This window comes from Paraburkholderia steynii (assembly GCF_900100565.1).
In the GTDB taxonomy this organism is placed as follows: domain Bacteria; phylum Pseudomonadota; class Gammaproteobacteria; order Burkholderiales; family Burkholderiaceae; genus Paraburkholderia; species Paraburkholderia terrae.
The window spans coordinates 56,911-77,772 of the sequence record NZ_FNDI01000024.1 but is presented as its reverse complement, the minus strand read 5'-3'; the positions used below and the strand labels follow the sequence as shown (position 1 = coordinate 77,772).

Annotated in this window: 19 protein-coding genes; 12 read left to right on the top strand and 7 right to left on the bottom strand. The window is 63.0% G+C overall.

Translation table 11 applies throughout. From position 1 onward, the window contains the following. Positions 1 to 20 precede the first annotated feature (20 nt). A complete protein-coding gene (locus BLT65_RS33300; RefSeq protein WP_042316548.1) occupies positions 21 to 1,127 on the top strand; it encodes an aromatic ring-hydroxylating oxygenase subunit alpha in 1,107 nt (368 codons plus the stop codon). A gap of 121 nt (positions 1,128 to 1,248) precedes the next feature. Next, the gene (locus BLT65_RS33295; RefSeq protein ID WP_091786228.1) at positions 1,249 to 2,121 is read left to right on the top strand and encodes a sulfurtransferase; all 873 of its coding nucleotides are present in this window, start codon (positions 1,249 to 1,251) and stop codon (positions 2,119 to 2,121) included. Between the two features lie 55 nt (positions 2,122 to 2,176). Here the strand turns inward: BLT65_RS33295 and BLT65_RS33290 are convergent, their stop codons facing one another. The 3 genes from BLT65_RS33290 to polA all read right to left on the bottom strand — a co-directional run bounded on the left by BLT65_RS33290 (position 2,177) and on the right by polA (position 7,477). Then, the gene (locus BLT65_RS33290; protein WP_091786226.1) at positions 2,177 to 3,049 is read right to left on the bottom strand and encodes a dienelactone hydrolase family protein; all 873 of its coding nucleotides are present in this window, start codon (positions 3,047 to 3,049) and stop codon (positions 2,177 to 2,179) included. Positions 3,050 to 3,148: 99 nt separating this feature from the next. Continuing rightward, complete coding sequence (locus tag BLT65_RS33285) at positions 3,149 to 4,495, bottom strand: NAD(P)/FAD-dependent oxidoreductase (protein WP_091786223.1); 1,347 nt, start codon at positions 4,493 to 4,495, stop codon at positions 3,149 to 3,151. A gap of 240 nt (positions 4,496 to 4,735) precedes the next feature. Further along, on the bottom strand, positions 4,736 to 7,477 hold the full coding sequence (polA, locus tag BLT65_RS33280; protein ID WP_091786220.1) for a DNA polymerase I: 2,742 nt from the start codon (positions 7,475 to 7,477) through the stop codon (positions 4,736 to 4,738). A 1-nt stretch (position 7,478) separates the two neighbouring features. Between polA and BLT65_RS33275 the strand changes: the two genes are divergently transcribed. Beyond that, a complete protein-coding gene (locus BLT65_RS33275; RefSeq protein ID WP_007733054.1) occupies positions 7,479 to 8,222 on the top strand; it encodes an LOG family protein in 744 nt (247 codons plus the stop codon). A gap of 60 nt (positions 8,223 to 8,282) precedes the next feature. Here BLT65_RS33275 and BLT65_RS33270 read toward each other — a convergent pair whose 3' ends face one another. After that, positions 8,283 to 9,218 (bottom strand): transcriptional regulator GcvA, encoded by a 936-nt coding sequence (locus BLT65_RS33270; protein ID WP_091786216.1) that lies wholly within the window; start codon positions 9,216 to 9,218, stop codon positions 8,283 to 8,285. Positions 9,219 to 9,316: 98 nt separating this feature from the next. On the opposite strand from BLT65_RS33270, the gene BLT65_RS33265 reads away from it, so the two are divergent. Both BLT65_RS33265 and BLT65_RS33260 read left to right on the top strand, forming a co-directional pair. Continuing rightward, complete coding sequence (locus BLT65_RS33265; protein ID WP_091786213.1) at positions 9,317 to 9,925, top strand: chromate transporter; 609 nt, start codon at positions 9,317 to 9,319, stop codon at positions 9,923 to 9,925. Next, the gene (locus tag BLT65_RS33260; RefSeq protein WP_042316562.1) at positions 9,922 to 10,452 is read left to right on the top strand and encodes a chromate transporter; all 531 of its coding nucleotides are present in this window, start codon (positions 9,922 to 9,924) and stop codon (positions 10,450 to 10,452) included. The genes BLT65_RS33265 and BLT65_RS33260 overlap by 4 nt, the downstream gene beginning before the upstream one ends. A 793-nt stretch (positions 10,453 to 11,245) precedes the next feature. Here BLT65_RS33260 and BLT65_RS33255 read toward each other — a convergent pair. Next, the gene (locus tag BLT65_RS33255; RefSeq protein ID WP_042315626.1) at positions 11,246 to 12,772 is read right to left on the bottom strand and encodes an AMP nucleosidase; all 1,527 of its coding nucleotides are present in this window, start codon (positions 12,770 to 12,772) and stop codon (positions 11,246 to 11,248) included. Between the two features lie 219 nt (positions 12,773 to 12,991). Here BLT65_RS33255 and BLT65_RS33250 point away from each other — a divergent pair, with 219 nt between their 5' ends. From BLT65_RS33250 to BLT65_RS33225, 6 genes are all read left to right on the top strand, one after another. Next, positions 12,992 to 13,399, top strand: a complete 408-nt coding sequence (locus BLT65_RS33250) for a hypothetical protein (RefSeq protein WP_035999458.1) — start codon at positions 12,992 to 12,994, stop codon at positions 13,397 to 13,399. A 167-nt stretch (positions 13,400 to 13,566) separates the two neighbouring features. Next, positions 13,567 to 14,538: a homoserine kinase gene (locus BLT65_RS33245; RefSeq protein WP_091786211.1), complete on the top strand. Its 972-nt coding sequence runs from the start codon at positions 13,567 to 13,569 to the stop codon at positions 14,536 to 14,538. A gap of 20 nt (positions 14,539 to 14,558) precedes the next feature. Beyond that, a complete protein-coding gene (locus BLT65_RS33240; RefSeq protein ID WP_091786208.1) occupies positions 14,559 to 15,374 on the top strand; it encodes a BPSS1780 family membrane protein in 816 nt (271 codons plus the stop codon). A gap of 145 nt (positions 15,375 to 15,519) precedes the next feature. Beyond that, the gene (locus BLT65_RS33235; RefSeq protein WP_091786206.1) at positions 15,520 to 15,975 is read left to right on the top strand and encodes a MarR family winged helix-turn-helix transcriptional regulator; all 456 of its coding nucleotides are present in this window, start codon (positions 15,520 to 15,522) and stop codon (positions 15,973 to 15,975) included. 156 nt (positions 15,976 to 16,131) lie between these two features. Beyond that, complete coding sequence (locus BLT65_RS33230) at positions 16,132 to 16,551, top strand: organic hydroperoxide resistance protein (protein ID WP_091786203.1); 420 nt, start codon at positions 16,132 to 16,134, stop codon at positions 16,549 to 16,551. A gap of 186 nt (positions 16,552 to 16,737) precedes the next feature. Beyond that, on the top strand, positions 16,738 to 18,252 hold the full coding sequence (locus BLT65_RS33225) for a cryptochrome/photolyase family protein (RefSeq protein WP_091786201.1): 1,515 nt from the start codon (positions 16,738 to 16,740) through the stop codon (positions 18,250 to 18,252). A gap of 46 nt (positions 18,253 to 18,298) precedes the next feature. On the opposite strand, the gene BLT65_RS33220 is transcribed toward BLT65_RS33225, so the two are convergent. Next, positions 18,299 to 18,475, bottom strand: a complete 177-nt coding sequence (locus BLT65_RS33220; RefSeq protein WP_007582646.1) for a DUF3563 family protein — start codon at positions 18,473 to 18,475, stop codon at positions 18,299 to 18,301. A 106-nt stretch (positions 18,476 to 18,581) separates the two neighbouring features. Beyond that, positions 18,582 to 19,763, bottom strand: coding sequence for an extracellular catalytic domain type 1 short-chain-length polyhydroxyalkanoate depolymerase (locus tag BLT65_RS33215; protein ID WP_042315602.1), 1,182 nt, complete (start codon positions 19,761 to 19,763; stop codon positions 18,582 to 18,584). A gap of 335 nt (positions 19,764 to 20,098) precedes the next feature. Here BLT65_RS33215 and BLT65_RS33210 point away from each other — a divergent pair, with 335 nt between their 5' ends. Next, the gene (locus BLT65_RS33210) at positions 20,099 to 20,830 is read left to right on the top strand and encodes a phosphatase PAP2 family protein (protein ID WP_091786199.1); all 732 of its coding nucleotides are present in this window, start codon (positions 20,099 to 20,101) and stop codon (positions 20,828 to 20,830) included. Positions 20,831 to 20,862: the final 32 nt, after the last annotated feature.

The window sequence follows — 20,862 nt, the reverse complement described above, 5'->3', positions numbered from 1 at the left end:
CGTCTTCATCGGGAGTGGGAATGTCCAATCTGAGCAATGCATTGCAGCTCAAGGCTATTCACAGCCAGCTGCCAGTCACGGCTTACTTTGACCCGGCGCTCCACGAGCGCGAACTCGAAACCCTTTTCAAGAAAGGTCCTCGCTACGTCGGGCACGAACTCATGGTTCCCGAAGCGGGTAACTATTTTGCCTTGCCCAGCGAACGCGAGGGGCGCGTGCTCGTCCGCAACCAGCAGTCGCAGATCGAACTGCTGTCGAACGTGTGCCGCCACCGTCAGGCGATCATGCTGAACGGCCGCGGGCAGACGGAGAACATCGTCTGTCCCCTGCATCGATGGACCTACGACCTGAACGGCCAGTTGCTCGGCGCGCCGCATTTCGCCGACAACCCCTGCCTGAATCTCGGCGCCACTCCGCTGCAAAGCTGGAACGGTCTGCTGTTCGAAACGCAGGGCCGCGACGTCGCGAAAGATCTTGCGCGCCTCGGCACGGCAAAGCATTTCGACTTCACGGACTATATGTTCGATCACGTCGAAGTACACGAGTGCAACTACAACTGGAAGACCTTCATCGAGGTCTATCTGGAGGACTATCACGTCGTGCCGTTCCATCCGGGCCTCGGCAGCTTCGTCAATTGCGACGATCTGAAGTGGGAGTTCGGCGACTGGTACAGCGTGCAGACGGTCGGCGTACACAACGAGCTCGCGCGTCCGGGCAGCCCGACGTATCGCAAGTGGCACGATGAAGTGCTGCGCTACCGCGACGGCAAGATGCCCGAGTTCGGCGCGATCTGGATGGTGTACTACCCGGGCATCATGGTCGAGTGGTATCCGCATGTGCTGGTCGTGTCATGGCTGATTCCGCGCGGTCCGCAGAAGACGACGAACGTCGTCGAGTTCTATTACCCTGAGGAAATCGCGCTGTTCGAGCGTGATTTCGTCGAAGCGGAGCGCGCCGCGTATATGGAAACGGCGCGCGAAGACGACGAGATCGCCGAACGCATGGACGCCGGCCGCCGCGCGCTGCTGGATCGCGGCGAATCGCAGGTCGGTCCGTATCAGAGCCCGATGGAAGACGGTATGCAGCACTTCCACGAGTTCCTGCGCCGCGAGCTCGGCACGGTCTGATCGCGCCGCCGCGAGCGGCATCCACGGCTTCATACAAGGAATGACGGGCTTCGGCCCGTCATTTTTGTTTAGACTAGAGATATCGTTCGGCGCTGCCGAAGTCAGTCTCTCAGGAGCCGTCATGCCACACACTCACTACACCACGCTGATCTCCGCAGGCAATCTCGCCGAACGCCTTGCCGCCGCGCCGGGCAGCGTGTTCATCGTCGATTGCCGTTTCGATCTCGCCGATACCGACTCTGGCGAAAAAGCCTACGCGGCGGGTCATCTGCCGCAAGCGCACTATCTGCATCTCGACCGCGATCTGTCCGGACCGAAGACAGGCAGCAACGGACGTCATCCGTTGCCGGACCGTCAGAAGCTGGTCGAGCGTCTCGCCGCACTCGGCCTCAAGCAAGGCCAGCAAGTGATCGCGTACGACGCGCAAGGCGGCATGTACGCCGCGCGTCTGTGGTGGCTGCTGCGCTGGCTGGGTCACGATTCCGCCGCACTGCTCGACGGCGGGCTGCAGGCGTGGGAAGCAGCCGGCCACCCGCTGACACAGGACGCGCCGCCTCAGTCGAGCGGCGACTTCAAGGCGGGCGCGCCGCTGGCCGTGACGGTCGATGCGCAGGCCGTAGAACGCAACATCGGCACGAAGGAACGCGTGGTGATCGATGCGCGTGCGGCTGACCGCTATCGCGGCGAGAACGAAACGCTGGATCGCGTGGGCGGCCACATTCCGGGCGCGCGCAACCGCTTCTTCAAGGACAACCTGACGGCGGACGGCCGCTTCAAGTCCGCGCACACGCTGCGCGACGACTTCAACGCAGTGATTCCCGCGGGCGTGTCCGCCGAGCATGTGGTGCTGCAATGCGGCTCGGGTGTCACCGCTTGCCACAACGCGCTGGCGATGGAAATCGCCGGGCTGCATGGCGCGGCCCTGTACCCGGGATCGTGGAGCGAATGGAGCTCGGATACGTCGCGGCCTGTGGCGACGGGACCGAATCCGTAACCGCTTTTTGTCTGCGCTGCCGACAACCACCGGCGGCGCAGACGCGAGCCAAAACTCAACCGACGCCGTGCGCCTTGAACCACGCAAGCGTGCGGCGCCAGCCATCTTCGGCATCGGCTTGCTTGTAGCTCGGCCGATAGTCCGCAAAGAACGCATGCCCCGCGTCGTCATACACGACGAACTCCGAGCCGCGCCCCGCCTGCGGCCCCTGCGCGATCGCCTGCTTCATCTTGTCGAGCGATTCCTGCGGGATGCTCTGGTCCTGCCGACCATACAGCCCCAGCACGGGTACCTGCAGATCGGACACGCGGTCGATCGGATTGGCAGGGTTCATTGGCGTCTGATTGCCGACCACGCGCCCATACCACGCCACGCCCGCCTTCAGCCGCGGGTTGTGCTCCGCGTAAAGCCACGCGATGCGCCCGCCCCAGCAGAAGCCGTTGATGCCCACCTTGTTCACGTCGCCGCCATGCTCGCCCGCCCATTTGAAGGTCGCGTCGAGGTCTGCCATCGCCTGTGAATCGGGCACCTTGCTGAGAACCTGCTCGTTCAACTGCTGGATCGTCGGATACGCGTTCGGGTCGCCCTGCCGCACGAAGAGGTCGGGCGCGATAGCAAGATAGCCGAGCTTGGCGAAGCGCCGGCAGACATCGGCGATATGTTCATGCACGCCGAATGCCTCATGAACCACGATGATCACGGGCAGATGCGTCTTGCCCTTCGGCTGCGCCCGATAGGCGGGCACCAGCGTATCGCCCGATTTGATGCCGACTTCGCCCGCCTCGAGGCCTTCGCTGTCAGTATGAATAGTCTGCGCGGACACGGGCAGCACGCACGCCGCGAAGCCAGTGCCGAGCGCCGCCTTGATGAAGGTGCGCCGGTCGAAGGGAACATGGGGAACGAGACTGTCGACTTCTGGCTTCAACATGCTGTGCTCCTCGTTTGGAATGGGTAGACGGCAAGGAGCCAACAGGATACGCGCAAAGCGCATCCTGTTGCAGAAGCATCGATATTGATCAGCGAAGGTTCAGTGCAGCTTGACGCGCGGCAGCGTGGTGCGCCGCAGCCAGTGCGCAAAGGTATCGAGCACCATGCGCGCATAGCCGTGCAGCGCGGCGATATGCAGCCGGTACAGCGACATGTACATGAAGCGCGCGAACAGCCCTTCGATCAGCATGTTGCCGCCGATCACGCCGCCCATCAGATTGCCCACGGCGCTGAAATGCCCAAGCGACACCAGCGAGCCGAAGTCGCGATACGTGAACTCCGGCAGCGGCCGACCTTCGAGCCGGTTGCCGAGCGCGCGCAGCAGGAAGCTCGCCTGCTGATGCGCGGCCTGCGCGCGCGGCGGCACGTTGCGTTCGTTGCCGGGCCACGCGCAGGCGGCACAATCGCCCAGCGCGAAGACGTTGTCATCGATCATGGTCTGCAACGTGGGACGCACTTCGAGCTGACCAAGTCGGTTCACGGGCAGGCCGTCGAGCTGGCTCAGCACGGCTGGCGCCTTGATGCCCGCCGCCCACACGGTCAGGTCGGCGCGCACCGTCTTGCCGCTCGCCGTGCGCACGACGCCCGGCGCGACTTCCGCCACCGTCTCGCCGACCATCAGCTTCACGCCGAGCTTTTGCAGCAGTTCGGACGTGGCCGTCGATACGCGCTCCTGAAGCGCCGGCAGAATGCGCGGCCCGGCCTCGATCAGCACGATGCCGACATCGTGGCGCGGATCGAGCTTGTGCAGCCCATACGCGGACAGCACCTGCGCCGTATTGCGCAGTTCCGCCGACAATTCGACACCCGTCGCGCCGCCGCCGACGATCGCAACCTGGATGCGCGGCTCCGTCGACGTCGTGCCGGGATTCGTTTCGACGGGTTCGTGTGCCTGATGCTCGGCGCGCATGCAGGCGGCGATCAGCCGCTTGCGGAAGCGTTCGGCCTGGTGAACGGTATCGAGCGCGAGCGAATATTCAGGCGCGCCCTTGACGCCGAAGAAATGCGTCGTACTGCCGATCGCAATCACCAGCGTGTCGTATTCGAGAACCCGTTCGGGGAGCAGTTCGGCGCCGTCGTCGTCGAGTACGCGGCCAAGTCTGATGGACTTAGCCGTGCGGTCGAGCGCCACCAGTTCGCCCTGCTGGAATTCAAAGCCATGCCAGCGCGCCTGCGCCGCGTATTCGAGTTCCTGGGTGAACGGGTCCATGCTGCCCGCCGCCACCTCGTGCAGCAGGGGCTTCCAGATATGCGTCGGATTACGATCGACCAGGCTCACCTGCGCGCGCGGCTCACCGCCGCTCTTTCGGCGCGCATAGCGATCGCCGAGCCGTGTCGCCAGCTCCAGGCCTCCCGCGCCTCCACCTACGACGACAAAACGATGCATCAGAACTCTCCGTATTGACCGATAAAGCTGTGCGTCGATGCGGCGCGCGTGCGGCCGCTGTGTAATCGCGTAGTGTCGATTGTCGGCGAGCAATGGGACAAGTCACAAGCCTGTCAAAACATAACTGTGACATGCGAGCGACGTTATCCCATTGACCTGAAGAAGCAACAATGTTGTGTCAGTGTGGCATGAAAAGCATGACTGACATGTCAGTGTGCCCTCCCAAGCCTCGATGTGCGCTTAGTGCGCTTCCTCCCAGTTTGCGCCCGCGCCCACGTCGGCGACGAGCGGCACCTTCAGTTGCGCGACGCCGCACATCAATTCCGGCAAGCGCTTACGTACGTCGGATAGTTCGTCGTCCGGCACTTCGAGAATCAGTTCATCGTGGACCTGCATGATCATGCGCGTGCCGATGCCCGACTCCTCGATCCACTTCTGCACCGCGATCATCGACATCTTGATCAGATCGGCGGCCGTGCCTTGCATCGGCGCGTTGATCGCGGCGCGCTCCGCCGCCTGACGGCGCGGGCCGTTGCCGCCGTTGATCTCGGGCAGCCACAGGCGGCGGCCGAACACGGTTTCGACATAACCCTTCATCTTGGCGCTCGTCCGCGTGTTCTCCATGTACGCGGCGACGCCCGGATAGCGCGCGAAATAGCGGTCGATATACAGCTTCGCCGCGTCACGCGTGATGCCGAGATTCGACGCGAGACCGAACGAGCTCATGCCGTAGATCAGGCCGAAGTTGATAACCTTCGCAATACGCCGCTGATCGTTCGACACTTCGAGCGGCGTCACGCTGAACACTTCGGATGCCGTGGCGCGGTGAATGTCCTCGCCCTGCTTGAACGCACGCAGCAGCGCTTCGTCGCCCGAGATATGCGCCATGATGCGCAACTCGATCTGCGAGTAGTCCGCCGACACCAGCTTGTGTCCCGGCGGCGCAATGAACGCCTCGCGAATGCGGCGGCCTTCGCCCGTGCGCACGGGAATGTTCTGCAGATTCGGATCGTTCGATGCAAGGCGGCCAGTCACGGCAACAGCCTGCGCATAGTTCGTATGCACGCGGCCCGTGGCGGCGTTGACCATGCGCGGCAGCTTGTCGGTGTAAGTCGACTTGAGCTTCGACAGGCCGCGATGTTCGAGCAGGACCTTTGGCAGCGGATAGTCTTCCGCGAGTTTCTGCAGCACCTCTTCGTCAGTAGACGGCGCGCCGCTCGGCGTCTTCTTGATGACGGGCAGTTCGAGCTTCTCGAAGAAGATCTGGCCGATCTGCTTCGGCGAGCCGAGATTGAATTCACCGCCTGCGAATTCGTACGCCTGTTTTTCGAGTTCGACCAGACGCGTCGCGATCTCGTTGCTTTGCACGCGCAGCTTTTCCGCATCGATCAAGACGCCGTTGCGCTCCATCTTGCGCAGCACGCGCGAGGTCGGCACTTCGATGTTGCGGTACACGTGATCGAGCTGCGCTTCCGCGGCGACCTGCGGATACAGCGTCTGATGCAGACGCAACGTGATGTCAGCGTCTTCGGCTGCGTATTCGGCGGCCTTGTCGAGCGCGACTTCGTCGAAGCCGATCTGCGATGCGCCCTTGCCCGCGACGTCCTCGTACTTGATCGTTTTCAGTCCGAGGTGACGCAGCGCGAGGTTGTCCATATCATGCGGACGATGCGATTCGAGTACGTACGACTGCAGCAGCGTGTCGTGCTCGATGCCGTCCATCACGATGCCGTAGTTCGCGAGCACCTGCTCGTCGTACTTCAGATGCTGGCCGACCTTCTTCTTGTCGCGGCTTTCGAGCCAGGGCTTGAGCTTCGCGAGCACTTCGTCGCGCGGCAACTGCACGGGTGCATCCGGCCCGCGATGCGCAAGCGGAATGTACGCGGCCTTGCCCGCTTCGACCGCGATCGAGATGCCGACGATCTGCGCCGTCATCGGATCGAGCGACGTGGTTTCGGTATCGAACGAGGTGATCTCAGCGGCGTTGATCTTGTCGAGCCATGCGTCGAACTGCTCCCACGTCTGCACGGTGTCGTACTCATGCTCGCCATCGACGGTCGGCGCGGGCGGTACATCCGTCTCGGGCCCTTCGACGGCATCGGCGATTTCCACTTCGCGCAGCCACGTCTTGAAGCCGCTACGTGTAAACACGTCGCGCAGTTCTTCGCGCGACTCGGGGCGAGTAGCGAGCGTTTCTTCGAACGAGTTGACCTGTCGCGACAGATCGCAATCCGTATCCACCGTGACGAGCTTGCGCGCCATCGGCAGGAAATCGAGCGCGCGTCGCAGATTGTCTCCTACCGCACCTTTGATTTCATCGGCGTGTGCGACGATGCCATCAAGGGTTTCAAATTGCGTGAGCCATTTGATCGCGGTTTTCGGGCCGCATTTCTCGACGCCTGGCACGTTGTCGACGGTATCGCCGATCAGCGACAGATAGTCGACGATGCGCTCGGGCGGTACGCCGAACTTGCCCACGACGCCTTCGCGGTCGAGCTTCTCGTTCGTCATCGTATTGATGAGGGTGACATGATCCGTCACGAGCTGCGCCAGATCCTTGTCCCCAGTGGATACGATCACGTTCATGCCGCGCGCCTCGGCCCGCTTCGCGAGCGTGCCGATCACGTCGTCGGCCTCGACGCCTTCGATCATCAACAGCGGCCAGCCGAGCGAACGCACGGCCACGTGAATCGGCTCGATCTGCTTCGAGAGATCGTCGGGCATCGAAGGACGGTTCGCCTTGTATTGCGGATACCAGTCGTCGCGAAACGTCTTGCCTTTGGCATCGAACACGCACGCGCTATACTCTGCCGTAACCTCCTTGCGCATACGACGGAGCATGTTGATGATCCCGTAGAGCGCTCCCGTTGGCGCACCATCGGGACCGCGCAAATCAGGCATCGCATGGTAGGCCCGGTACAGATAACTCGAACCGTCAACCAATAGCAGGGTCTTACCTTCCAGGTTCTGTTCTTCAGGCATTATGACTAAGAGAAAAGTGATTCCGAGTCTGCGATCGCTCGCAGATCAAGAGCGCGCAACAGCCAAGAAGGCCCGCGCATCGTGGCAGATGTTCACGATTATGGCAGAGTTTATTGAGGCGACCGAGTACCTGTCGGAGATTCGCCCGGCCGTGAGCATCTATGGTTCGGCGCGTCTGAAACCGAACTCGCCGTACTACAAACTGGCCACGCAGATCGCGCGCAAACTGTCCGACGCGGGCTTTGCCGTGATCTCCGGTGGCGGCCCCGGCATCATGGAAGCGGCCAACAAGGGCGCCCATGCAGGCAAGGCGCCGTCGGTGGGCCTGAACATCGAGTTGCCGCATGAGCAGTCGGGCAACCAGTGGCAGGACATCTCGCTGCGCTTCCGTCACTTCTTCACGCGCAAGGTCACGTTCGTGAAGAACTCGGATGCCGTGATCGTGATGCCGGGTGGATTCGGCACGCTCGACGAACTGGCCGAAGTGCTCACGCTGATTCAAACCAAGAAGTCGCGGCACGTGCCCATCATTCTGGTCGGCGCGGAGTTCTGGAAGGGACTGCTGGGCTGGTTCGAATCGCAACTGGTGCCGATGGGCCTCATCAATCCCGGCGACATGAACCTGATGCAGGTGATCGACGATCCCGACCAGGTGCTCGAAGCGGTGCTCGCGTTCTATGAAGAGCGTGAAGAACAACCCGAACAACAGCCGAAGTCGGACGAAGACCGGATGTTCTATCTGTGAGCTTCTGACGCGATTGCGTCGCGGATGCGTGCTGTATGGAAGCCGCGTCCGCGATGCGCGCTATCGCGTCGCGACGCGCTGCTTACCGCGTGCTTTCTCTGGCGCGTTGTCTTGCTTCATTTCCTTCGCCTGCGCTTCGAGCCAACGGCAGAACTGCTCGACGAGCGGCGCATTCGCCACCTCGCGCCGCGCGACCCACCAGTAACCGCGCGCATCGATCCGTGGCCCTTCCAGCGGCGTCACCAGCCGGCCTGACGCGAGTTCGTCATCGAGCAGCGGCAGCGGACCGAGCGCGACGCCCAGTCCATCGACGGCCGCCTGCAAGGCCAGATAGAAATGGTCGAACGACTGTTTCTTGCGGCACTTCGCCTTGACGCCCGCTGCCTGCAACCAGTGATGCCACGCGTCCGGCCGCGTATCCGAATGCAGCAACACATGGCGCGCGAGGTCGTCGGCGGTATGGATGGGCAGGCGTTGCAAGAGCGCCGGACTGCATACGGGAATCTCGCTTTCGTCGAGGAACTGACCGCTCGCGCAATTCGGCCAGTGCGCGGGCCCGCGCCGCACGGCGACGTCGAAACCATCGAGCATCTCCACGGGCTCGTTCGATGTCGCGAGCCTCAGCTCGACGTTCGGCGCCATCCGCTGAAACTGCGACAGACGCGGCAACAGCCACTTCATCGCGAAGGTGGGTAGCGCATTCACGCGCAGCACATGCACGACGCCCGTGTCGCGCAACTGATCGGTCGCGGCGGCGATGCTGTCGAACGCGTCCTGCACCTTCGACAAATAGCGCCGGCCGTCTTCCGTGAGCCGCACGCGCTTGCCGTTGCGATGAAACACCTGCACACCGACCCACGCCTCGAACGCCGCCACCTGCCGGCTGATTGCACCGTGCGTCACATGGAGCTCGTCGGCGGCTGCCGTGAAGCTGTTGTGCCGCGCCGCGGCCTCGAAGGCGCGCAGCGCCGGAAAAGGGGGAAGCTTGCGGTTCATCCTTGTGATTCTAGATCACAAAGACTTGGCCAAGAAATCGTTTTGAACGATCGGCAAACGGCGTTAACCTTCACGGCTTGTACTGGATAGTGAACGTCATGGATCAGCACCCCCACGCGCCGGAGCACGCGCCCGCTCCGACCACGCGCGAAATCTTCATGGGCTTCCTGGGCCTCGGCCTGACGTCGTTCGGCGGCGCGCTGCCGCTCGCGCGGCGGACCATCGTCGACCAGCACCGCTGGCTCACCGCCGCCGAATTCACCGATCTGCTCGGCCTGTGCCAGTTTCTGCCGGGCGGCAACGTGATCAATCTGTCGGTGGCGCTCGGCATGCGGTTTCGGGGCTTGCGCGGCGCGCTCGCGGGCATTCTCGGTTTGATCGCCGGGCCGTCGCTGGTGGTGATCGCGCTCGGCGTGCTCTACGAGCACACGCAGAACGATCCGCACATCAAGCATCTGTTCGCCGGACTGGCGGCATCTGCGGCGGGATTGCTGGTCGCGATGGCCGTCAAGATCCTGATGCCGTTGCGCCACGATCCGCGTGCCGCGGCGATCGCTGCGCTCGGCTTCGTCGCGATTGCGCTGCTGCGCTTCCCGCTGCTGCCGACGATGCTCGTGCTGACGCCGCTCAGTATCTTCCTCGCGTCGCGCGTGGCCAAAGCCGAAGCGGTTGCCGAATCGTCACAGCCGAACGAGGTGTCGAAATGATGGAAACGCTGATCGCTCTTGCCGTCATCTTCAGTCAGTTATCGCTGCTCGCATTCGGCGGCGGCAACACGATCCTGCCGGAGATGCAGCGGCAGGTCGTCGAAGTGCATCACTGGATGCCCGCCAGCGAGTTCAGCGCGCTGTTCGCGCTCGCGCAGGCTGCGCCCGGTCCGAACATGATGGTTGTTACGCTGGTCGGTTGGCACGTGGCGGGCTGGGCGGGAATGCTGGTGACATCGGTGGCGAAGTTCGGGCCGTCGTCCATCGTGACGATTCTCGCGATGCATGCGTGGAACCGCTTCAAGGACCGTCCGTGGCGGCGCGTCGCGCAGAAGGGTCTGGTGCCCGTGACCGCGGGGCTGGTCGCGGCGAGTGCGCTGCTGATCGCACGGTCGTCGGATACGTCGTGGCTCGCGTGGATCATCACCGGTGCATGCGCGGTGCTCGCGTTCAAGACGCGCATTCACCCGTTGTGGTTGCTGGGAGGTGGGGCGGTTGTCGGGCTTGTTGGGCTGGCTTACGTGTGAGGTGAGTGCGCTGCCCCTGTGCGCGGTAGTACCTGGTTTTTTGGTTTTTTTGGTTGTCTGCGACGCTGGGTGGTTTGCTTGTTTTGCCGTTGGCATCCGCGATTTGTTAGCGTGCTTCAAGCGTCGCCCCTGTGCGGGGCGGCACCTACTTTTCTTTGCCGCCGCAAAGAAAAGTAGGCAAAAGAAAGCGGCTAACACCGCCAGCTCTTGTTCCTGCCTGAGGCCCCCCAACCGGTCCCTCACTTCACACGGCAACCTGCTTGTTCCGCGTGTGTTGCCAGCGCTCCAAGCCAGCGCATCACCCGCTTCACGCACCCGCGTTGCGGCACGCCATGCCAGATATTCCACCGCCGCCCAGGTGGCAAACTGTGTGTAGGTTGTCGCGTCGTATAGCTTGGCGCTCTCACAGGGTGGAACGCCTGCGCTATTGGTCCGGAGTGAGGCGTGTGGGGTACTACGGCCTACACACAGTTTGCCACCTGGGCGGCGCCAACCATTCGCTACCGCTAGCCCGTGCGCGAGCATTCGAAGCGGGTGAGGCGTCAATTCAAAGCGTTGGCAACACCCGTCAACAGAGCCGTTGCCGTGTGAAGCGTAAGACCCTTTGGGGGCCCTCAGGCACGAAGAAATGTTGGCGGTGTTAGCCGCTTTCTTTTGCCTACTTTTCTTTGCGGCGGCAAAGAAAAGTAGGTGCCGCCCCGCACAGGGGCGACGCTTGAAGCACGCTAACAAATCGCGGATGCCAGCGCAAACACAAGCAAACCAAACCGACCGCGCCGCGAAGGCAAGGCGCCTACTGAAACGCCACTTCCGCAAAACTCCGCAACTTCCGGCTATGCAGCTTATGCAAGCCATTGGTGCGCAAAATCTCCATAGCCTTCACGCCAATCTGCAAATGCTGATCGACCTGCGCGCGATAAAACTGATCAGCCATACCAGGCAACTTCAGCTCACCGTGCAACGGCTTATCCGACACGCACAGCAACGTGCCATAAGGCACCCGAAACCGAAACCCATTCGCGGCGATAGTCGCGCTTTCCATATCGAGCGCAATAGCCCGGCTTTGCGACAGACGCAGCACCGGCTCGCGATGATCGCGCAATTCCCAGTTGCGGTTATCGACGCTCGCCACCGTACCCGTGCGCATCACGCGCTTGAGTTCGGCGCCGTCGAGCTGCGTGACCTGCGCCACCCCTCGTTCGAGCGCAACCTGCACTTCGGCCAAAGCCGGAATCGGCACCCACAGCGGCAAATCGTCGTCCAGCACGTGATCCTCGCGCACATAGCCGTGCGCAAGCACGTAGTCGCCAAGACGTTGCGTATTGCGTAGCCCCGCGCAGTGCCCAAGCATGATCCACGCATGCGGACGCAGCACGGCGATGTGATCGGTGATCGTCTTCGCATTCGACGGGCCGACGCCGATATTGACCATCGTGATGCCGCTGCCGTCCGCGCGCTTCAGGTGATACGCGGGCATCTGCGGCAGGCGCGGCGGCGCATGGCCCTCGTCCTCCTGCTCGCCGAGATTCGCGTTGTACGTGATCACGTCGCCGGGCTCGACGAACGACGTGTACTCGCTGCGGTACGCACGCAGATCGGCGTCGTCGGTCTTCGTCATCATCGTGCGGCCGAGCTTCACGAACTCGTCGATATAAAACTGATAGTTCGTGTACAGCACGTAGTTCTGGCAATGCGTCGGCGAGGTCGCCGTGTAGTGCTTCAGCCGGTGCAGCGAAAAGTCAACCCGCGCCGCCGTGAAGAGTGCGAGCGGATGCGGCTCGCCCGGCAGCGGCTCGTACGTGCCGTTGACGATGCGATCGTCGAGCAGCGCGAGATCGGGCGCGTCGAACACGTCGCGCATCGCCAGCAGACGCTCGCGGTCCAGGTCGCCTTCGAGGTGAATGCCTTCGGCGAACGCGAAGTGAATCGGAATGGGCTGGTCGGACACGCCCACTTCGACCGACACATGATGGTTCTTCACCAGCAGCCGCAATTGCTCGCGATAGTAATTGCCGAACAGATCCGGGCGCGTCACCGTGGTTTCGAACACACCCGGACCGGCAACGAAGCCATACGAACGGCGCGAATCGACGTGCGTATTGGTCTCCGTGCGCACGCGCACGAACGGATAGCAGGCGCGCACGCGCCGGTCGAACGGTTCGTTGCGGCGATAGCGCGCGAACGCATCGCGCAGGAACGACGTGTTCGCTTCATAGATGGCGGAGAGGCGCGTAACGGCGTCGGCGGCATCGCCGAAGGCCTCGGTCGGGAACGCGTTTGCGGGCATATGCACCGCGCGTTGATTGGTCTCGTAGTTCATCTTCGCTCGCCTCGATTGATGCAACGACATTACCACGGAACCCGTGCTTTTCGATGAAGACGGGCCCGCGCATCGCGGGTTTGCGTGTTGTCTCGCACGCAGGGTTGCCCTTTCTGCAGGCCGCGCGGGAAGCGCGCAAAATAAGGCTATCGCCCGTTGTTCATGTCCGTGAGCAGCAGTGGATTTGCTAGAATTGGGCCACCTAATCGGAGAAACACCATGAAGCCGCTCTTCCCCGTCGCCGTTGCGCTGATGCTCGCCGTCAGCGGCGTCGCGATGGCTGCCCAGCCTGCCCCGTCCGCGCAAGAGGCGCAGGCAGCCGCAGACGCCCAAGCCGCCGCCAACGAACGGGCCGGCCTGCCGGATCTGAGAGCGATCAACCGCCCTGCGGCCGAAGTCAGCTCGAAAGTCGAGATCAACCAGCCGCGCACGCCGAGCTTCCACGAACGTAGCGGCAACGGCACCGAAATCACCGAGTACCGCGACAAGGGCAAGCCCGTCGAAATCGACGTGCGCTCGAACTTCGGCACGCGCTACCAGATGAGCGCGCCGACCGATACGTCGCCGCGCGTGTATGAATCCGGCAAGCCGCCTGCGCGCCTGCCGTCCGTGAACCTGCATTACTGATCGCCCCGAGCCGGCGCGCTGCCTCAGCAGGCGCGCGCCGGCCCGCTTCAAGCCGATCCGCCGGCCCGAACGAGTCCGGCGTGGATCGCAACAACGCTTTCAGCCCGCTTTCCCCGACCTCGCACTGGCGTAACGCCAGCCGACCAACCTGATCCGACGCCCCACGCATGGCCGTATTCACCGCTGTCACCGAAGCCCAACTCGCAGATTGGATGCGCCACTACGATCTCGGCGAAGTCGTCGAGTTTCGGGGCATTACATCCGGTATCGAGAACAGCAATTTCTTTCTGACGACCACGCGCGGCGAGTACGTCCTCACGATCTTCGAAAAGCTCACGGCGCAGCAACTGCCGTTCTATCTCGATCTGATGCGTCATCTGGCGTCGCACCGCGTGCCCGTGCCGGACCCGATGCCGCGCGACGACGGCGCGCTGTTCGGCATGCTCAACGGCAAGCCCGCGACCATCGTCACGAAGCTCGACGGCGCGCCGGAACTCACGCCCGGCGTCGCGCACTGCGTCGAAGTGGGGCAGATGCTCGCGCGTCTGCACCTGGCGGGACGGGACTTCGCGCATCACCAGCCGAACCTGCGCAGCCTGCCGTGGTGGCAGGAGACGGTGCCGGGCGTCGTGCCGTTTTTGACGGACGCGCAGCGCACGCTGATCACGGAAGAACTCGCGCATCAACAGGCGTTCTTCGCGTCGGCGGATTATGCGTCGCTGCCCGAAGGCCCGTGCCATTGCGATCTGTTCCGCGACAATGTGCTGTTCGCGCATGCAGCGCCCGGCACGCATCATGAAGTGGAACTCGGCGGCTTCTTCGACTTTTATTTCGCGGGCTGCGACAAATGGCTCTTCGACGTCGCCGTGACCGTCAACGACTGGTGCGTCGACCTCGCGACCGGCAAGCTCGACGACCCGCGCGTCGACGCGCTGTTGCGCTCGTATCAGACCGTGCGCCCGTTCACTCCCGCCGAAAACCGGCACTGGGGCGACATGTTGCGCGCGGGCGCGTACCGTTTCTGGGTGTCGCGCCTGTATGATTTCCATATGCCGCGCGCCGCCGAACTGCTCAAGCCGCACGATCCGGGTCATTTCGAGCGCATCCTGCGCGAGCGCCTTGCGGGCGCCGCACTCTAGACCCTAGGCATCCATACCTCATGCAACTGATCGAAGTTCCGGCGAAAACCGGCTATGTGTGGTTCCGGCAAGGCATCTGGCTGTTTCGCAGGAACCCGCTCGCATTTCTGACGCTGTTCTTCGCGTACCTGCTCGCGATGACGGCGATCTCGCTGATTCCCATCATCGGCGGCGTGCTGCCGCTCATGTTGATTCCAGGCATCGCCGTCGGCTTCATGTCGGCGTGCCGCGATACGATCGCCGGCAAGCCGGTGCTGCCCACTATTCTTGTGGACGGTTTCCGCTCGTACGGCGGCCAGGTGTCGAAGCGCCTGCTGCTGCTCGGCGTGCTGTACATCATCGCGATGGCGATCGTGCTGATGGGTTCCGCGCTCGCGGACGGCGGCATGCTGCTGCGTCTGATGATCAGCGGCGAATCGATGCAGCCGGAAGCCGTCGCCAATAGCGATATACCGCTCGCCGTGCTGACGGCGCTTGCGTTCTACGTGCCCGTCGCGATGTTGTTCTGGTTCGCGCCCGTGCTCGCCGCGTGGCACGACGTGCCGACCATCAAGGCGATGTTCTTCAGCATCGTCAGTTGCTGGCGTAATCGCGGCGCGTTCATCGTGTATGGCGCGCTGTGGTTCGCTGTCGCGACGACGGTGTCGTTCGGGCTGTCCGCGCTGCTGCAGGCGCTTGGCGCGGGCGATCTCGCGCTGGTGATCCTGATGCCCGCGTCGATCATCGTCACGACGATGCTCTACTGCTCGTTCTACGCCACGTATCGCGGCTGCTTCGGCGTGCAATCACCCGGCCAGCCGCTGCCGCCCGCTCCCACGTCTTCGTCGTCTACCTGAACGGTTCCGCTTTCCGGCTCCGCGCCGCGCATGCGGCGCGGATTTTCCGCGCTCGCGTGTGAAGCATCGATGCATCGCGCCGCTTTTTTTGCGGCACAATAGTTTGCACGCAATCCATTCGCACGCTTCGTTTCAGGGGACGTCCATGACCCAGCGCACCGCCTTTCCCGTTACGCTCGACGAGCAGCTCTGCTTCGCTCTCTATTCGACGTCCCTCGCGATGACGAAAGCCTACAAGCCGATTCTCGACCGGCTTGGCCTCACGTATCCGCAGTATCTGACCATGCTGATCCTCTGGGAAAGCGACGACGTCACCGTGAAGGACATCGCCGCGCGCCTGAACCTCGATTCGGCGACGGTCACGCCGCTGCTGAAGCGGCTCGAATCGCAAGGGTTTATCGAACGCGTGCGCGGTACGGAAGACGAACGGCTCGTCTTCATCCGGCTGACGAAATCGGGCGTCGCGCTCAAGCGCAGCGCACGCGACGTACCGGAAGAAATCTTCTGCGCGACCCAGCAGACGCCCGAATTCCTGATGCGGCTGCGCAGCGATCTGCAGCAGTTGCGCGGCACGCTGAACGACTATCTCGAACGCTACTGACAACGCGTGCATGCGCGGCTATTGCGTCGATAGGCAATTTAATTTGTACACTAATGATTTGTACGCTATATTTATGCCCATGCCAGTTCGATAGCGATGACGCGAAGCACTGGCAAGCACTGACCCTATCACTGGAACCGATCAAGGAGCGTCAAGATGAACGTACTGTACAAGGCAACGGCAACGAGCAATGGTGGTCGCGATGGTCGCGCAGTTTCGTCGGATAACGCGCTCGACGTGAAGCTGGCGGCACCGCGTGAACTCGGCGGCAACGGCGCGCAAGGCACGAACCCGGAACAACTGTTCGCTGCCGGCTATTCGGCGTGTTTCCTCAGCGCGATGAAGTTCGTCGCCGGCCAGCGCAAGCAAGCCGTGCCCGCCGAAACGACCGTGACGGCCGACGTCGGCGTCGGTCCGAACGACAAGGGCGGCTTCGCGCTGGATATCGAACTGCGCGTTTCGCTGCCTGGCCTCGACGCAGCGGCGGCGCAAGATCTGGTGAACGCGGCGCATCAGGTTTGCCCGTACTCGAACGCGACGCGCGGCAATGTCGATGTGCGCGTGAACGTGGTCTGAGCGGATCTGAACTGATCGTCCTTCGTGAGCAGCGCCCGCCTTTCGTGCGAAAGGCGGGCGCTGCTTCATTTTTGCGTCGATTTCCGATGCCGCGAGCATTGGGTTTGCGACTGGCGGACACTATCATCGGCGGTGGCTTTTCGGCCCGACGTCAGCACCCGCCGACGCGCAACAACTCAAGCGATCATGACCCGCGCCTACCAGCTCGACGCACACTTTCAGAACGGACTCGTATGGTTTCGCCGCGACCTGCGCACGGGCGACAACGCGGCGCTGTATTACGCGCTCAAGCATTGCGAGCGCGTCTGGTGTGTGTTCGTGTTCGATACGACCATTCTTCAGCCGTTGATCGATTGGGCGAACGAGCACGGCGACCACAAGGGCAAGGTGCAGGATCGGCGGATCGAATTCATCCAGGCGTCGCTGGAAGAACTGGATAAGTCGCTGAAGGAAGGCGGTGGCGGATTGATCGTGCTGCATGGCGATCCGCATCAAGAGATTCCAAGGCTCGCCGCGCAAGTCGAAGCCGAAGCCGTGTTCACCAATCACGACTACGAGCCCGTCGCAATCGAGCGCGATGAAACCATCGCAGAACGGCTGCGCGACGATGAACGTCAGTTGCTGACATTCAAGGACCAGGTGATTTTCGAGCACGACGAACTGCTCAATGGACAAGGCAAGCCCTTCGCCGTGTTCACGCCGTACAAGAACGCGTGGCTCAAGAAATTGACGCCGTTCGACCTGAGGCCCTATCCCGTCGAACGGTACGCAAAGAGCCTCGCGCGGCCGACGCGCAAGCTCGATCACGCATGGCCGACGCTCGGCCAAATGGGCTTCGCGCCCGGCAAGCTGGCGGAAACAAAACTGCTGACGGGCATGAGCGGCGCGCAAACGCTGCTCGAAGACTTTGTGACCCGTATCGACAGCTACGCCGACCGGCGTGACTTTCCTGCCGCACGCGGGACGAGCCATCTGTCGGTGCATCTGCGCTTCGGCACGGTGTCGATCCGCACGCTCGCGCGGCTTGCGCACGAGATGTCGCTGCAACCCGACGGCCAGGGCGCAGCCACGTGGCTATCGGAACTGATCTGGAGGGACTTCTACTTCATGATCCTCGCGCATCATCCGCATATCGCGAAGCGCGCGTCGTTCAAGCCGGAATTCGACACGCTGCGCTGGGAAACAGGCAAGCAAGCCGACGCGCTGTTCGCCGCCTGGTGCGAAGGACGTACCGGCTATCCGCTCGTCGACGCCGCGATGCTGCAACTGAACCAGACGGGCTTCATGCACAACCGTCTGCGGATGGTGACGGCGAGTTTTCTGGCGAAAGATCTGGGTATCGACTGGCGGCGCGGGGAGCGCTACTTCGAGGAAAAGCTCAACGACTTCGACTTCTCCGCGAATAACGGCGGCTGGCAATGGGCGGCGTCGACGGGCTGCGACGCGCAGCCGTGGTTCCGGATTTTCAACCCGGTAACGCAATCGGAGAAGTTCGATCCGCAGGGGCTCTTCATCAAGCGCTTCTTGCCGGACCTGGAGAAGGTGCCCGCGAAGTGGATTCACGCGCCATGGCAGGCGAATCCCGACGACTTGAAGGATTGGGGCGTGGTGCTGGGGAAAGACTATCCGCAGCCGGTCGTCGATCACGCAAAAGCGCGCCAGGAAACGCTGGCGCGCTATGGCGTGCTGCGCTCGCGTTGAGCGCTTTTCTTGGCCGGCTCACGCACCGGCCCGTGCTTGCCGCAGCTTAGTGCTGGCTCATCCACGACGGTTGACGCAGTTGCGCTTCACGGTCGATCTTGCGCATGCGGAACTCGAGGTCGTACAGATCCGTGGCTTCGGCCAGATACGCGTCGTTTTGCTCTTTGACGCGCAGGTCATAGGACTTCGTCAGGAACAGGAAAAGGCGGCTGATCAGATACATGGTGAACCTCGAATTTGGTGTTAGGTGGCTGACACCTAGGGATAACCCCTATTATAGGGAAAACCCTAGGAACACGCCAGCACCAAATTCGAAGTGTGGCAATTTGTCAACTCGCGCGCTGCCGGGCGCCATCGGCGGCACGTCCGGCAGGCCGCGCCGACTCGGTGCGACGCTGATGCCGGAAAAAGTCCCACAGCAGACTGGACGCATCCGGACCCTTCGATGAATGGAACGGCACCGCATCGTCGCCGCCGCTCCACTCATGGCCAAGGCCCTGCACGCGGCACAGGCGCACCACGCGCCGCCCGCCGCGCGTGTAATCGCGCGTCGTAACGGTCGCCTTGCGGTCTTCCTTGACGTCGCCGACCTTGCGCACGCCTCGCGCGTCGACGATTCCGTTTAGCCGGAGGTACTGTTCCGTCAGTTGCTCGGCGTTGACGGGCGCGACGACGCGATCGGCTTCGCCTTGCAAAATGATCGCGGGCATGCCCGGATAGGTCGTCACGTCCGCGACGGCATCGACGAGCGCAACGGGGTCCTGCCGCGTGCCGCGCCGCATCACGTCCATCGCGGCGATGCCCGAATGCGCATCGCCGAACGCCGGCCCCGAATGCAGCGCGACGGCGGCGAAATGCTCGGGAAAATGCAGCGCCAGCAACGACGTCAACCCGGCGCCCGCCGATATCCCGGCGACATACACCCGCTCGCGGTCGAGGCCGTGCGCTTCCACCAGCGCCTCGACGAGCGACACGACGGCGCGCGCTTCCGCGCGTCCCGCACGGTCGGTATCGTCATACCAATGCCAGCAGCGGTGCGCGTGTGCGTGCTTCGACTGCTCCGGGTACACGACGGCAAAGCCGTAGCGATCGGCCAGCAGGTTCATGCGCGTGCCTTCGGCGAATTCGTCGATGGACTGCGTGCATCCGTGCAGCATCACGACGAGCGGCGCGTGCTTGATCGGCTTGCCGGCGGGCAGATACAGCCCGTACTGCAAATGATTGATGAGGCTGCCGGGCGCGGCCGGTGCGGAGTGGAACGAGCGCGTCCACGAACCGCTCGCCCAGGCGGCGGCGCGCGGCCGCACGCGGGATTCGCGCGCGCCGCGCTGCGGCACGTCGCGCGTGGTGGTCTGGCGGACTTTCGCTGACGGCTTCGCGACCGTAGTAGCCGCCGGCCGGGTCGACGACCGTTTCGGCTTGCGCTTCGTAGTCGCGCGGGCGTGCTCTGTCTGGATCGCAAACAGGCGTTTCAGGCCGCCTAGCCAGATTTTGGTCAAGCTTTTTGGCATAGGATTTTCTCGCTAATAGGGACTCATGCTCTCTGCCTTCCGGCAGTCTTGTGCAATGCACAATAACATCAATCTCCGTGCGATGCTGACACCGACTGAGGTCGTTTTCGGGAAAGCCCGTCGCGCCGAGCTTCGTATAAGACGATTTCCGAATCGTCCTAACATCTGGCAGTTTTCGTGCTTTTCCTTTCATCTGCCGCGTAACCGCTGCCTCTATACTTATAGAATACGCGCGGGCGGGGAAGGTCCTTCCCGATCCGGCACCGTCGTCGGCTGTCCTGGAAACCTCTGGCCGCAGGCAAGTTCGCGCCCGTACATGTCGTTAAGGATTGTCCATGCTTCACCTGCCACCACAATTCTGGCTTCTGGTTACAAACTTCGGCGGCGCCGGTCTGACGTTGCCGCTCGCCTTCGCCATCGCGCTGTGGCTCACGGTCGGTTATTCGTGGCGGCTCGCTGCCGTCTGGCTGTTTCTGCTCGGCGTGGCCGTCGCGCTGGTCACGGCGACGAAGATTGCGTTCCTCGGCTGGGGTGTCGGCGTGCAAGTGTGGGACTTCACCGGCCTGAGCGGACACGCGATGTTCGCCACCGCCGTGTTCCCCGTTGCCGCCTTGCTCGTTCTGCTGCCAGCGCCGCCCGCCGTGCGCGCCGTGGGCGTGGCGCTTGCCCTGTTCGGCGGCGCGCTGGTCGGCTTTTCGCGCATCGTCGTCGAGGCGCATTCGCCTTCGGAAGCGATCACGGGCTGCATCGTCGGCGGGTTGACGGCGCTGGTGTTCGTCCGGATCGCGTGGAACGCGACGCCGCCCGGGCGCCTGCCCGTCGCACCCGTGGCATTGAGCCTGATGATCATCACGCTCGCTCTGCACGCAGTGCATCTGCCGACCCAGCGCTGGGTCACGCATATCGCGCTGAAAATTTCCGGCCATGACCGGCCGTTCATCCGCGCCCGCTGGAAGGCGCTGCGCGACGCCTACGGGCCCGCTGCGCCAGCCGCCCCCGCCACACCCATCGTGCCGTTGCAAAAAACACGCAACGTCGCAGTGCCCTTGCCCGATTCCGACGCATAAATCACACGAAACCGGCTATCTTGCACGCCACA